The 13256-nt window shown below is 64.5% G+C and carries 11 protein-coding genes and 2 pseudogenes; 4 read left to right on the forward strand and 9 right to left on the reverse strand.

What is annotated here, in order from left to right; all coding sequences use genetic code 11:
- Nucleotides 1-29: 29 nt before the first annotated feature.
- The 6 genes and pseudogenes from ACLQI9_RS14660 to sdhC all read right to left on the reverse strand — a co-directional run.
- Nucleotides 30-677: pseudogene (locus ACLQI9_RS14660) on the reverse strand (carboxymuconolactone decarboxylase family protein); the annotation flags it as partial.
- A 272-nt stretch (nt 678-949) separates the two neighbouring features.
- Nucleotides 950-1123, reverse strand: a pseudogene (locus ACLQI9_RS14665) (retinol dehydrogenase); the annotation flags it as partial.
- Between the two features lie 423 nt (nt 1124-1546).
- Nucleotides 1547-2341 carry a succinate dehydrogenase iron-sulfur subunit gene (locus ACLQI9_RS14670; RefSeq protein WP_442382381.1) on the reverse strand — a complete coding sequence of 265 codons (795 nt, stop codon included), beginning with the start codon at nt 2339-2341 and terminating at the stop codon, nt 1547-1549.
- Nucleotides 2341-4095 carry a succinate dehydrogenase flavoprotein subunit gene (sdhA, locus tag ACLQI9_RS14675; protein WP_442382382.1) on the reverse strand — a complete coding sequence of 585 codons (1755 nt, stop codon included), beginning with the start codon at nt 4093-4095 and terminating at the stop codon, nt 2341-2343. The genes ACLQI9_RS14670 and sdhA overlap by 1 nt, the downstream gene beginning before the upstream one ends.
- 10 nt (nt 4096-4105) lie before the next feature.
- Nucleotides 4106-4573, reverse strand: a complete 468-nt coding sequence (locus tag ACLQI9_RS14680; RefSeq protein WP_442382383.1) for a succinate dehydrogenase hydrophobic membrane anchor subunit — start codon at nt 4571-4573, stop codon at nt 4106-4108.
- Nucleotides 4570-4908 (reverse strand): succinate dehydrogenase, cytochrome b556 subunit, encoded by a 339-nt coding sequence (gene sdhC / locus ACLQI9_RS14685; RefSeq protein WP_442382388.1) that lies wholly within the window; start codon nt 4906-4908, stop codon nt 4570-4572. The genes ACLQI9_RS14680 and sdhC overlap by 4 nt, the downstream gene beginning before the upstream one ends.
- Nucleotides 4909-5431: 523 nt before the next feature.
- Between sdhC and ACLQI9_RS14690 the strand changes: the two genes are divergently transcribed.
- Genes ACLQI9_RS14690 through ACLQI9_RS14700 form a run of 3 tightly spaced genes read left to right on the forward strand, consistent with a single transcriptional unit; the run spans nt 5432 to nt 8222 of the window.
- A complete protein-coding gene (locus ACLQI9_RS14690; RefSeq protein WP_442382384.1) occupies nt 5432-5827 on the forward strand; it encodes a cytidine deaminase in 396 nt (131 codons plus the stop codon).
- Nucleotides 5828-5844: 17 nt separating this feature from the next.
- Entirely contained in the window at nt 5845-7134 is a 1290-nt protein-coding gene (locus tag ACLQI9_RS14695) for a thymidine phosphorylase (RefSeq protein ID WP_442382385.1), read from the forward strand.
- The gene (locus ACLQI9_RS14700) at nt 7134-8222 is read left to right on the forward strand and encodes an adenosine deaminase (protein WP_442382386.1); all 1089 of its coding nucleotides are present in this window, start codon (nt 7134-7136) and stop codon (nt 8220-8222) included. Before ACLQI9_RS14695 ends, ACLQI9_RS14700 begins: the two co-directional genes overlap by 1 nt.
- A gap of 80 nt (nt 8223-8302) precedes the next feature.
- Here ACLQI9_RS14700 and ACLQI9_RS14705 read toward each other — a convergent pair whose 3' ends face one another.
- The 3 genes from ACLQI9_RS14705 to ACLQI9_RS14715 all read right to left on the reverse strand — a co-directional run bounded on the left by ACLQI9_RS14705 (nt 8303) and on the right by ACLQI9_RS14715 (nt 11392).
- Nucleotides 8303-9022, reverse strand: a complete 720-nt coding sequence (locus ACLQI9_RS14705; protein ID WP_442382387.1) for an alpha/beta fold hydrolase — start codon at nt 9020-9022, stop codon at nt 8303-8305.
- Nucleotides 9023-9185: 163 nt separating this feature from the next.
- Nucleotides 9186-10490: a protein export chaperone SatS gene (gene satS, locus ACLQI9_RS14710; protein WP_442375901.1), complete on the reverse strand. Its 1305-nt coding sequence runs from the start codon at nt 10488-10490 to the stop codon at nt 9186-9188.
- Between the two features lie 80 nt (nt 10491-10570).
- Nucleotides 10571-11392 carry an alkaline phosphatase family protein gene (locus ACLQI9_RS14715; protein ID WP_442375903.1) on the reverse strand — a complete coding sequence of 274 codons (822 nt, stop codon included), beginning with the start codon at nt 11390-11392 and terminating at the stop codon, nt 10571-10573.
- Nucleotides 11393-11683: 291 nt separating this feature from the next.
- Here ACLQI9_RS14715 and ACLQI9_RS14720 point away from each other — a divergent pair, with 291 nt between their 5' ends.
- The gene (locus ACLQI9_RS14720; protein ID WP_442375902.1) at nt 11684-13114 is read left to right on the forward strand and encodes a PE-PPE domain-containing protein; all 1431 of its coding nucleotides are present in this window, start codon (nt 11684-11686) and stop codon (nt 13112-13114) included.
- The last annotated feature ends 142 nt before the right edge of the window (nt 13115-13256 follow it).

Consider the following 13256-nt stretch of genomic DNA (forward strand, 5'->3'; position numbering starts at 1 on the left):
CCCAGCTCCCAGACCTGCATGCCGCTACTCTAGCGCTGCGCTGCGGATTCGCCCGCCTCGCTGGGCTCGGTAATCCATGGAACGCGGCAACTGTCACCGGAATTGAAGCCCTGCTCGGTGATGCCCAGCGCGGAATTCATCCGGGCGCGCATGTTCTCCACCCCGATCTGATAAGTCAGCTCGACCACGCCGTCGTCACCGAAGCGACCCCGCAGGTCGGCTACCTGCTCGTCGGTGACGCTGTGTGGGTCGGTGGTCATCGCGTCGGCATACGCGATGCCGGCCCGCTCGTCGTCGGTGAAACGTGGCGAAGTGGCGTAGTTGTCGATGTCTTCGAGGCGCTCGATGTCCAACCCGTCGAGGCGCTGCAGCATCGACCCGAAGTCGACGCACCACGAGCAGCCGACGGTGCGCGCAGTCCAAAACACCGCCAGCTCACGCACGTTGGCCGGCAGCTTGCGTGAGGCCGATTGCAACATGGTCTCGTGGACGGCGTTGGCGACCAGCAGCCGCGGGTGGTGCGCGGCCACCGCGAAAGGCTCGGGGACCTCGCCGAAGCGCCGCTTGGCGTAGAGGTACATGGCGCGGATGAGCCAGTTGGCCCGTTTCGGAGGCAGCGGTTCGATGCGGGTTTTCTGTGTCATATCAGTCAGACGGCGCAGCCGCCCACAGTGTGACGTGGTTTGTCGAATGTCGCTCAAGCGCTCGCGAGCGGTCGGCGGAGTCGGCAAACGATTGCCCGCCCAGCGCTGCTGGCTATTTCGGCCGGTGCGCAAGCGCCGAAACAAGGTAGTACGGCTGGATCGGCGACCAGCGGCCGCTGTCAGCCCCGGTGTGGTGGCCGAATGGAACGTGCGCCGGAGCGGCGACGATCCTGATGTGTTCGCACACGCTACCCCCGCACCTGCCCAACCTGGTATCGCACACCGCCCGTCGCATCGGCGCAGTGTTAGCTAACCGCTTTCCCGCTGGGCCCGCCCGATTTCCCCAGCTGGGCGATGCGGATGCGCGGCCCGGCGCGGACCACGAGCCGGACGATGTCGACGAACCGCTCGCCGTCGACAATCGGCGACAACGGCTCGTCTTCGGCCTCGATGATCATCTCCCGGCCGTTGCTGTCGCGGGCGTGCCGAGCGAACCACGAAACCGGGCGCGGGCAGGACCGGAGACATGACGCGCTTCGTAATTACCCCATCAATTGATCGGCCGGCTCCTCCAATTCGGCACCGCTCGGGTATGTTCTGGCAACTCTGCGGTCCGCTGAGTGGACCGGTCAGGCAGCTGGCGTCATTCGATTCGCCCGCCAGCTGACGTTGGTCACGTACTCGCGCACTGGTCGCCGCGAAGCCTTTGTCGGTGGCTGGCTCAGGCTTGCATTGGTCTGGTACCGGCGGGGCTCGATCGTCTCTGCCAGCTCGCGGTTCACGTTGCGCGTAGTTGTGCGCATGGCGGGATCTCCCGCATGTTGCTGCCCGAATAGCATGAGCTAGGGAACGCTGCTGTCTATTAGCTTATTTCCACATGTGTAGAGCCTGGGCATTCGACTTCAACGCGTGAACATCAACGCGCGTTTGACCTCTTGAACGGCCTTGGTCACCTCGATGCCCCGCGGGCAGGACTCGGTGCAGTTGAACGTGGTGCGGCAGCGCCACACCCCGTCGACCTCGTTGAGGATGTCGAGGCGCTCGGCAGCGGCCTCGTCGCGGCTGTCGAAGATGAACCGGTGCGCGTTGACGATGGCCGCCGGGCCGAAGTAGCTGCCTTCGTTCCAGAACACTGGGCAGCTGGTGGTGCAACACGCGCACAGGATGCACTTGGTGGTGTCGTCGTAGCGCGCGCGATCGGTTTGGCTTTGGATCCGCTCTCGCGTCGGGGGGTTACCGCTGGTGATCAGGTACGGCTTCACCGCGCGGTAGGCGTCGAAGAACGGCTCCATGTCGACCACCAGGTCCTTCTCCACCGGCAGCCCGCGAATCGGCTCGATCGTGATGGTCAACTGCTTGCGGGGCTTGCTCGGAAGCAGGTCGCGCATCAGCACTTTGCAGGCCAGCCGGTTCACACCGTTGATCCGCATCGCGTCGGAGCCGCAGACTCCGTGAGCGCAGGACCGCCGGAAGGTCAGCGTGCCGTCGAGGTAGCTCTTGATGTAGATCAGCAGATTGAGCACCCGGTCGGTGGGCAGACATGGCACCCGAAAGCTCTGCCAGCCGCCGGAATCGGCGTACTGGTCGGGGTTTTCCGGATTGAACCGAGCGATCCTCAGCGTCACCATCACCGCGCCCTCGGGGATCGCCGGCAACGGTGGATCCGCGCTTTGCGCGGTCTCGACAACCGAACTCATCAGTACTTCCGTTCCATTGGCTCGTAACGGGTTTGCACTACGGGTTTGAAATCCAGCCGAATGTCGCTGAGCAGGTCGGTGCCCTGCTTGTAGGCTATGGTGTGACGCATGTAGTTGACGTCATCACGGTTGGGATAGTCCTCGCGGGCATGCCCGCCACGGGATTCCTTGCGGTTCAAGGCGCCGACCACGGTGACTTCGGCCAGTTCGAGCAGAAAACCCAGCTCGATGGCTTCCAGCAAGTCGCTGTTGAAACGTTTTCCTTTGTCGTGCAGGGAGATTCGGGAATAGCGCTCTTTGAGTGCGTGAATATCGGTGAGTGCCTGCTTGAGGGTCTCCTCGGTGCGGAACACCGCGGCGTTGTTGTCCATCGTCTGCTGCAACGCCCCGCGGATGTCGGCGACGCGTTCGTTGCCGTGTTCCGACAAAATGTCGGCCACCCAGCCGACCACCATCGCGGACGGTTCCGGTGGCAACTCGACGAAGTCGTGACCCATTGCGTAATTGGCCGCGGCGATTCCGGCGCGCCGGCCGAAAACGTTGATATCCAGCAGCGAGTTGGTGCCCAACCGGTTGGCGCCATGCACCGACACGCACGCACACTCTCCGGCCGCGTACAGGCCCGGGACGGTGGATGTGTTGTCCCGCAACACTTGTCCGGTGATGGTCGTCGGGATGCCGCCCATCACGTAATGGCAGGTCGGGTAGACCGGGACCAGCTCTTTCACCGGATCCACGCCCAGGTAGGTGCGCGCGAACTCGGTGATGTCGGGCAGCTTCGCCTCCAGGACGTCCGCGCCGAGGTGGCGGACGTCGATGTAGACGTAGTCCTTCTGCGGGCCGGCGCCGCGGCCCTCCAGCACTTCGAGCACCATCGATCGCGCGACGATGTCACGCGGCGCCAGGTCGACGATCGTCGGAGCGTAGCGCTCCATGAATCGCTCGCCTTCGCCGTTGAGCAGCCGACCACCCTCACCGCGAACGGCTTCGGAGATCAAGATGCCCAGCCCGGCCAGCCCAGTTGGGTGGAACTGGTGAAACTCCATGTCTTCCAACGGGAGTCCCTTGCGGAAGACGATTCCTATGCCGTCGCCAGTGAGGGTGTGCGCGTTGGACGTCGTCTTGTACATCCGGCCCGACCCTCCGGTGGCGATCACGACGGCCTTCGCGTGGAAGACGTGGATCTCGCCGGTGGCCAGCTCGTAGGCGACCACGCCGGTGGCGACCGGACCGCTCGGGGTCTGGGTGAGCACCAGGTCGAGCACATAGAACTCGTTGAAGAACTCGACGTCGTGCTTGACGCAGTTCTGGTACAGCGTCTGCAGGATCATGTGGCCGGTGCGGTCGGCGGCGTAACAGGCGCGGCGTACCGGGGCCTTGCCGTGGTCGCGGGTGTGCCCGCCGAAGCGACGCTGGTCGATGCGGCCCTCTGGGGTGCGGTTGAACGGCATCCCCATTTTCTCCAGGTCCAGCACCGCGTCGATGGCTTCCTTGCACATGATCTCCACCGCGTCCTGGTCGGCGAGATAGTCGCCGCCCTTGACGGTGTCGAAGGTGTGCCATTCCCAGTTGTCGTCTTCGACGTTGGCCAGCGCGGCGCACATGCCGCCCTGGGCAGCGCCGGTGTGGCTGCGGGTCGGGTAGAGCTTGGTCAGCACCGCCGTGCGCACCCGGGGTCCGGCCTCCACGGCCGCCCGCATTCCGGCACCGCCCGCGCCGACGATCACCACGTCGTATCGGTGTTGCTGGATCACGGCTCGCCTTTCACGAAATGTTCGGGTTGAACGTCAGCAGCACGTAGGTCCCCAGCACCAGCGTGAAGACCATCGACAACGCCAGCAGGGCATTAAGCCAGAAGCGGGTGGAATCCTTGCGGCTGTAGTCGTCGATGATGGTCCGCAGACCGTTGCCACCGTGCAGCTGCGCCAGCCAGAGCAGCAGCAGGTCCCATGTCTGCCAGAACGGTGAGTGCCAGCGTTGCGCCACATAGTTGAAGTCGATGCGGTAGACACCGTCGTCCCACATCAGCATCACGAACAAGTGCCCGAGCGCTAAGAACACCAGCACGACGCCGGAAAACCGCATGAACAGCCAGGCGTATTTCTCGAAGTTGGGCATGCCGGCCCGCCGGCGTGGCGCCCGCGGATTGTCCAGGCTTGCCGGACGGTCGTGGCTGCGCTGCCGCACCGGCGCGAGCTGGCCGCGGCCCAGTTGAAGGTCGGGGGAGCTCATCCGAACCGTCCCATCATGTGGATGCCCACGACCACCGTCGCCGGAACCATGACCAGCAACCAGATGACGGCGATCGCCCACAGCATCACCCGCTGATAGCGGGTGCCCTGTGCCCAGAAGTCGATCAAGATGACGCGGATCCCGTTGAGCGCGTGGTAGAGCACCGCGGCCACCAGGCCGAGTTCCATCAGACCCACGATCGGAGTCTTGTAGGTCGAAATGACTTCGTCGTAGGTCTGCGGGCTTACCCGCACCAGCGCGGTGTCGAGCACATGCACGAACAGGAAGAAGAAGATGGTGGCCCCGGTGATGCGGTGCAGCACCCATGACCACATACCCGGATCGCCGCGGTAGAGGGTTCGTCGTAGGCGCCGTCCGCGCGACGATCCGTCCCGCGGTGTCGGCGTGGCCGGATTCGCAGATGTCGCCGTCGCCATCAGCGCCTCCGTTTCTGTGGCGACCCGCTGCGCCCGGCTTCGCCGCGCTCGCGATCGCCACGCCGTATCAGTGACGACCCGCTGCGCCCGGCTTCGCCGCGCTTGCGATCGTCACGCCGTATCAGTGACGACCCGCTGCGCCCGGCTTCGCCGCGCTCGCGATCGTCACGCCGTATCAGTGACGACCCGCTGCGCCCGGCTTCGCCGCGCTTGCGATCGTCACGCAACGTCATCGTGTGGGCCGTCGTAATGGAACCGTCGGGTGGACTCTAAACCCATTCGTGCGGTCTTATAGGCCACTTTGCCTCCGCGCGCGTTGTTCCTGCGCTTAACGGCCCGGGGAATCTAGGGTGGCCTTGTGAACTAGCCAACAGCGAACGGGGTTGCCCGATGGATTCCAGATACGGTTGGTAGTGCGACCGTGACCGACACGATTGACTGGAAACTGCTGCGGGACAAGGCCGTCCAAGCAGCACATGGAGCATACGCGCCCTACTCTCGGTTCCCGGTGGGCGCAGCGGCGTTGGTCGACGATCACCGGATAATCACCGGCTGCAATGTGGAAAATGTCTCATATGGCCTGGGTCTCTGCGCCGAGTGCGCGGTGGTGTGCGCGCTGCATTCGACCGGTGGCGGCAGGCTGCTCGCGCTGGCGTGTGTCGACAGAAGTGGCTCGCCGCTGATGCCGTGCGGCCGGTGTCGTCAGGTGTTGCTGGAACACGGCGGACCGGACCTGCTCATCGACCATCCCGACGCACCCCGGCGGCTCGGCGACTTGCTGCCCGAGCCGTTCGGTCCCGAGGATCTCGCCCGGTGAGAGCAGGAGCGTCGCGCATGACGTTCGACGCGCCGACAGTAATCGCGACCAAACGCGACGGCGGTCGGCTGTCGGACGCCGCCATCGACTGGGTCATTGACGCCTACACCAACGGGCAGATCGCCGACGAACAGATGTCGGCTTTGTTGATGGCCATTTTCCTGCGGGGCATGGACTACGGCGAGATCACGCGATGGACGGCGGCGATGGTGGCCTCCGGTGAGCGCATGGATTTCACCGATTTGCGGCGTGACGGTAATCGGCTGCGGACCGTGGACAAACACTCCACCGGCGGGGTCGGAGACAAGATCACGCTGCCGCTGGTGTCGGTGGTCGCGGCCTGCGGTGGCGCGGTGCCGCAGGCCTCCGGCCGCGGACTCGGCCATACCGGCGGCACCCTGGACAAGTTGGAATCCATCGCTGGCTTCACCGCGGATCTCTCGAATAGCCAAGTCCGCCAACAACTTTGCGAAGTCGGCGCGGCCATCTTCGCGGCAGGCCGGTTGGCGACCGCCGACGCGAAGCTCTACGCGCTGCGCGATATCACAGCCACCGTCGAGTCACTGCCGTTGATCGCGAGCTCGGTGATGAGCAAAAAGATCGCCGAAGGTGCGAGCGCGCTGGTGCTCGACGTCAAGGTCGGTTCCGGCGCATTGCTGCGGTCGGAATCGCAGTGCCGTGAGCTGGCCGAGACCATGGTGGCGCTGGGCGCAGAGCATGGGTTGCCGGCCTGCGCGATGTTGACCGACATGAACGCTCCGCTGGGCGCGGCCGCCGGTAACGCGCTTGAAGTTGCCGAAGCGCTGGACGTATTGGCCGGCGGCGGACCGCCCGATGTGGTGGAGCTGACCATGCGGCTGGCCGGCGAGATGCTCCAGATCGCCGGCATCGACGAGCGGGATCCGGCCCAGACGCTGCATGACGGCACCGCGATGGACCGATTCCGCGCGCTGGTCGCCGCGCAGGGCGGTGACTTGTCCGTACCGTTGCCGGTTGGTAAGTACTCCGAAACCGTGATCGCCGGTCGGAGCGGCAGAATGGGCGATATCGACGCGATGGCAGTGGGGCTGACGGTGTGGCGGCTCGGAGCGGGCAGGTCTCGCCCGGGTGAGTTGGTGCAACCCGGCGCCGGGATCCGGATCCACCGTCGTCCCGGGGAACGAGTGGCTGCCGGCGAACCGCTGTTCACGCTCTACACCGACACCCCGGAACGCTTCGAGCCCGCGATGGCCGAGTTGGACGCTGGCTGGAGCGTCGTCGACACGCAACCCGTCCCGCGACCGCTGATCATCGATCGGATCACCTGATGACGACGCCACTGACTTTGCAGGCGATCAAACAAGCGCCGAAGGCGCTGTTGCACGATCATCTCGACGGCGGGCTGCGCCCGGCGACCGTTATCGACATCGCTGGCCAGACCGGCTATGACGGCTTGCCCGCCACTGAGGTCGATGAACTGACGCGGTGGTTTCGCACCTCGTCGCACAGCGGATCGCTGGAGCGCTACCTCGAGCCGTTCTCGCACACCGTCGCGGTGATGCAGACCCCCGAGTCACTGCACCGCGTTGCCTACGAGTGCGTGGAAGACCTGTCCGCTGACTCGGTGGTCTACGCCGAGGTGCGGTTCGCCCCCGAACTGCACATCAACCGCGGACTGTCGTTCGACTCGGTCGTCGATGCCGTGCTGGCGGGTTTCGCCGACGGGGAGAAGGCGGCCGCCGCGGCCGGGCGACCTATCGTCGTGCGCTGTCTGGTCACCGCGATGCGGCACGCCGCGTTATCCCGCGAAATCGCCGAGCTGGCGATCCGATTCCGCGACAAGGGAGTGGTCGGATTCGACATCGCCGGTGCGGAGGCCGGTTATCCGCCAACCCGGCACCTAGATGCTTTCGAGTACATGCGAAACAACAACGCCCGCTTCACGATTCACGCGGGCGAGGCATTCGGGCTGCCGTCCATTCATGAGGCGATCGCGTTCTGCGGTGCCGATCGGCTGGGGCACGGGGTGCGGATCGTTGACGACATCGACGTCGCCGAGGACGGCACGGTGCGGCTGGGCCGATTGGCATCGATACTGCGGGACAAGAGGATTCCGTTGGAGCTGTGCCCCAGCTCCAACGTCCAGACGGGTGCGGTCGACAGCATCGCCGACCACCCGTTTGACCTGTTGGCGCGGACCCGGTTCCGGGTCACCGTCAACACCGACAATCGCCTGATGAGTGACACGACGATGAGCCGCGAGATGTCGGTTCTCGTCGACGCGTTCGGCTACGGCTGGAGTGATCTCGAGCGGTTCACCATCAATGCGATGAAGTCGGCGTTCATTCCCTTCGACGAGCGGCTCGCGATCATCGATGAAGTCATCAAACCGCGCTTCGCCGTGCTGATTGGCTAGCGGGCACCTGGCCACACCTGCCACATCAGCACCCTCCGACCTCCACGGCTCTGGTCCTCACATTGATATCGCATGCGATATCAATGTGACGTATCCGCGAGCACCCTGCGCAGGGTCTTCGCGAATTCGACTGGCTGCCAGATGAATCCGCCGTGATCACCGGGAAACTCGACCGGCGGTGTTCCGAGTCGTTCGGCCAGCGCCACGCTGGTGCGGTAGGTGAGCAGACCACCGGAAGCCGCGCCAAGGCCGACGACTACTCTGGCGGGCCCGCGGGTCAGCGCGGCGATGTCGGGCAGGTAGCGGGCGGTGCCGCGCAGCTCGTGGGCGAGAAACCTTGTGCCGTGGGCGATCTGCTGGGGCGATGGCTCTGACACTACCGGGGCGCCCTCGGGGTGCACGTCGAATCCGGTATTGGCCATAAACTTTGCCATCGCGGCCGGCACCCCTTCACGGTGGAAGGTGTCGACGATGTCTTCGGTTGTGGCGCGCTGTGCGGCCGCATCTGGCAGCAGTTCCAACACCGGCGGCTCGTGGGCGATCAGGGTGCGCACCCGCTTCGGATGCCGAGACACCAGGGCGAGCCCGGTCACGGCGCCGCCCGACGAGCCGAACACGTCGGCGGATGCAGCGTCCAGGGCGTCGAGAATCGCCGCGACGTCATCGGCGCGCAGTTCAGGCGTGGAGTCCTGGTGCGGGTCATCCAAGTGGCTGTTCGCGATGCCGCGTGGATCGGTGGTGACGACGGTGTGATCACTTGTCAGCGCCTCAGCCAGCGGCGCGAAGTCTGCGGCCGGCATCGGTGCGCCCAACAGCAGCAGGGGGGGCCGCTGGCAGATGCGCCGCGCACTTCGTAGTGCAGACGAACGCCCGGCACGGCGAGTGAATGTGTGGTCAGGCTTCCCGGCACTATTCGCGCCTTAGCCGCGACTCTCACACCAATGTCGTCGCCGGCTTGCGGCGCTATTCGCGCCTTAGCCGCGACTCCACGAACCGCTCCAGGTCCTCCCATGCCCGAACCACCGCGGCGTAGGGAGGCGCGGGCTTGCTCACCGAGTCGGAGTCGAGCACATAGGCCGCCAGCTTGCCCAACGGGCGATCCGTCGCGAGCGCTTCGTCGACGGTGTTGTCCTCGGCGTAGTCCCCGACATCGCGAAGCAGCTCGACAGCCAGATCAAGCTGGTCACGGTCCACTGCATCGGGCCCGTCGGCTAAATCGTCGACCAGCCCGGTAAGGACGTAGACGTTGTCGTCGCTGACGTCGACCCGCAGCGAGCCGTCGGTGGCCGCAGTACGGATGTCGTCATAGGTGCTCAGGTCGGACAGATCGTGGTCGTGCTCATCGGCGAGATATCTGGCCAGCGCCCGCTCCGAGCTGAACACGCTGATGCGACCGTTGCGTCCCAGAAAGATCGGCCGGTCGTCGAAATAGCAGCGCAGCGTGTAGAAGGTGCCAGCACCGGTCATGATCTGGATCGGGTCGATGCCGACTTTCAACCAGAAGTCCTCGTCACCGCCCAGCACGACATCGGCGGCGGCGGTACGGGCCTTTTGGGTGTCCCGGGCGTCGGTGTCGTCGCCACTTTCGGGCGCGGATTCGGTCTGTTCCTGGTCGGCGCCGTCGTCTGCGGTGGTCTCCAGGTCTTCTTCTTCGAGGTGCTCCTCTTCGACCGGTTCGGCCAGCTCGGCGGCGGCGGCTTCCGATACGGCGCTCTCCACGTCGGGAGTGCTGACGATCTCGTCCAGCGCGGCGAGCACGTCGTCCCAGCTACGTCCGATGACGTCGGCGATGGCATGCCAGCGCTTGAGACCGGCTTTGCCGGTGAAGTGGCCGATTCCGCCGGACAGCGTGCCCAAGGTCGGGTTGCCGTTGAAAAACTTCATCACCGCCGGCAGCTCACAGACCGACCCGATGGACGAGACGATCGCCAGCGCGTTCGCTAGCGTCGTCACCGACTCCTCGGTCGGTTTGTCGGAGACCACGTCTTCAACCGCGATCAGATCGAATTGCTTGTCGTCGGCGGGCTCGAGCTTGTGCGCGTTGGCCTCGGTCAGCCCTTTCCACGCCGGATGGTCCACCAGATCGTTGTCGGTGTTGGTGCGTACGAACGCCACCAGGTCAGCGGGCGTCTCAAAAGCGTAGAGGTCCTCATCCTTACCCAGAAACGCCTCCCATTCGTCGCCCGCGTCGCGCCAACGAGGCGCCCACACGGTGTAGCGGTCACCGTCGGTCAGGCTCAAGCGGATAGGTACGAGGTCAGTAGGCATGCGGCACAGAATAGCGACGGGCCGCGCGGCCGCCGGACGGAGTCCGCGGTTAGCCGGTTGCTGCCCGCGATGATTCGAGGTCAGGCGCCCCAAATGTCGGTGATGGCGGGCGCTCTGGTCGCGTAGCCGAGCTTCGGCAGCCCGTACATCTGCTCCAGCGTGGACAACACGTTGTAGTGGCTGATGGTCTCGCCGTAGGCGCCGGGTCTGACGTTCGCCCCGTAGATCACCGTAGGAATCTGATTCCGGGAGGTGTTGTCGTCCTCGTCCCAGGTCAGGATCAGCAGGCTGTTGTTGGCTTTCGCCCACGCCGCGTACTGCGACAAGTTCTGATATAGCCAAGCGTCGCCCGCAGCGATCGAGCCGTCGTGCATGTCATCGTCGAGGTTGGGGGTGACGAACGCGACCGTCGGCAGGCTGGCGTAGTTCGCCGGGGCCGGAAACGCGGAAAACGGAAGCGAGTAGGAGCTGGGGATATTGCTGAAGCTGACCCAGGGCACATGCTTGCGCGCATACTTCCCCGCCTTGCACTCCGTCGAGCCCACCGCAGGCAGGCTCTCCGCGTACCCCGAGAAGGTGTAACCGGCTGCAAGCAATTCCGAACCGAGGTTTGGTGTGTTGCCGGCGTTGACAGGACAGACGTTGTCGTTGACCAGTGTGTTGCCGGCGAACAAGGCGTAGTAGTTGGGTTCGCTCGGATGCACTTCGGCGAAGGACTGCGCCATCATCGCGCCGTTTGCGGCCAGCTGGTTGATATAGGGCGCCGACTTGTTTCCGATGATGTTGGTTTGCGAGCGATTCTCTTCCACCACCACGACGACGTGCGCGGGGGTCGGAACCGCGGCCGCCTTGAAGTCCACTGGACCGGTCTTGTGGGCCTGATGAACCGACGGCCACGACATCACCACAGCGGAAACCGCCAGTACACCAAAGAGGCTGACCGCTCGATACCGTTTGCCATTCCGCCATGGTCGGCGCCGCATGGCGGGAGTATATGGTTCTTGCGCCCGCTCATCGGTTCATCGGTCGACGCGCAGGCGTGTCGAGTTGTTAAGAGCGACGGACAAATTTGCGAATTGCGTCCTGACGGATGCCCGAACAGCGCATGATATTTGCCAATCGCCAGGCCGGGGACAATCGAACGCGATCTATGGCTGCATTCTCGGCTGGCGCGATACGGCTGGGAGGTCGCGATGTCAGGGCTGAGGTTGCGCTCGCCGGTTTATGCGTCGCTGGTGATCGGCTGCGCCGCTGTCACGGGCGCGATGTCGATAGGACTGTGGGCCTTCCCGTCTGAGGTGAAAGCGATCATCGCGGAGGCCAGGCTGCTCGCCAACGACGGTTTGATCATGGGCGGCACCGGAAACCCGATACCCGACCAGGATTACCTCAACAGCGTCGAATCGCTCTACCTGAGCCAGTACCTGCCCCCGAACAACGACTACAGCTACTCCGGCCTGGTAACACCGGAGCAGTTCTGTCCGATCGTCTGCAATGCCAGCCAGCCTGACCTGACTTTCGGCGACTCGGTTAACCAGGGCGTCACTGCCCTGAACGGCGCGATACTCACGGACTTGGAGGGCGGAAACGACGTCTCCGTGCTGGGCTACTCGCAGAGCGCCACGATTGCCACCATTGAGATGAACGACCTGATCAACAACAACCCCGGTGTCAACCTCGGCGACTTGAACTTCACGCTGCTCGGAGACCCTAACAGTCCGATCGGCGGGATCCTGGATCGATTCCAATTCCCCGACGGCGTCGGCGCCTTCAGCTTGAGCCCTGAGCCTCAACATCTTCCGTTCCTGGACATCCCGCTCAGCTTGGCAACGACCCCGACCGACCCCTTCACCACCGACATCTACACCGGCGAGTACGACGGCTGGGCCGACTTTCCCGAGGACCCCAGCAACATCTTCGCCGACATCAACGCCCTCATCGGGATCGAGACGGTGCACCCCTACTATCCGGATCCGACTCCCGGGGTGAACTTGGACACCACCAACATGATCGATCTCGGCACCATCGGGAACACCACCTTCTACGACATTCCCGCGCCGCTGCCGACGTTGGCGTTCATGTATGACGGCGGGCCCGCGGGGCTGTTCTTCTACGACCTCTTCGACCCGTATGCGAGCCTGTACGACGACTGGGCCTACGGCAACCCGGGCGATCCGTCGTATGGGATCGACCCGAGTGACGGCACTCCGGTCGATGGAAGCGGGATCGGTGATGTCGGCCCCTGGCAGGTTGACGCGACGGGTCAACTTATGGAATCCGGAGTCGCTGGGTTCATTCCGACGATGGATCCGCTGGAGATGCTGGCCGGCACCGAATACGCCACGGTGCAGGAGTTCGTCGGGCCCATCGACGCCCTGCTAGCGGATGCCGGGCAGTCAGCGATTCCGACATCGGTCGTCGACACTTTGGACGAGCTCTCCGGCTACGACTTGACCAATGAACTGAACAGTTACGTGATCACCGGGTTGGACGATCTAGGGAACCTGGTTGGCCAGAGTGACCTTGCGGACACCATCTTCAGTGGCGATCCGCTGATCTCCGGGCAGCCGCTGATCGACCTGGTCGGTTACGGGTTCGACATCTTCAACTTCTTCGGCGCCTAACCCACGGCCGGCGGGCTAGGTTCGCTTGGTGAGGGCGAAGTTCACAATCAGACCAAGTTGGGGTTTAGGCTGCGGTGAGCGCTGCGTTTGTGAATTGATTCAGGCGTTGGTCGAGTTGCCGCCAGGCGCGCGCCAGTTCGTT

Origin of the sequence: Mycobacterium sp., from assembly GCF_052143115.1 — a bacterium.
Classification (GTDB): Bacteria; Actinomycetota; Actinomycetes; order Mycobacteriales; family Mycobacteriaceae; genus Mycobacterium.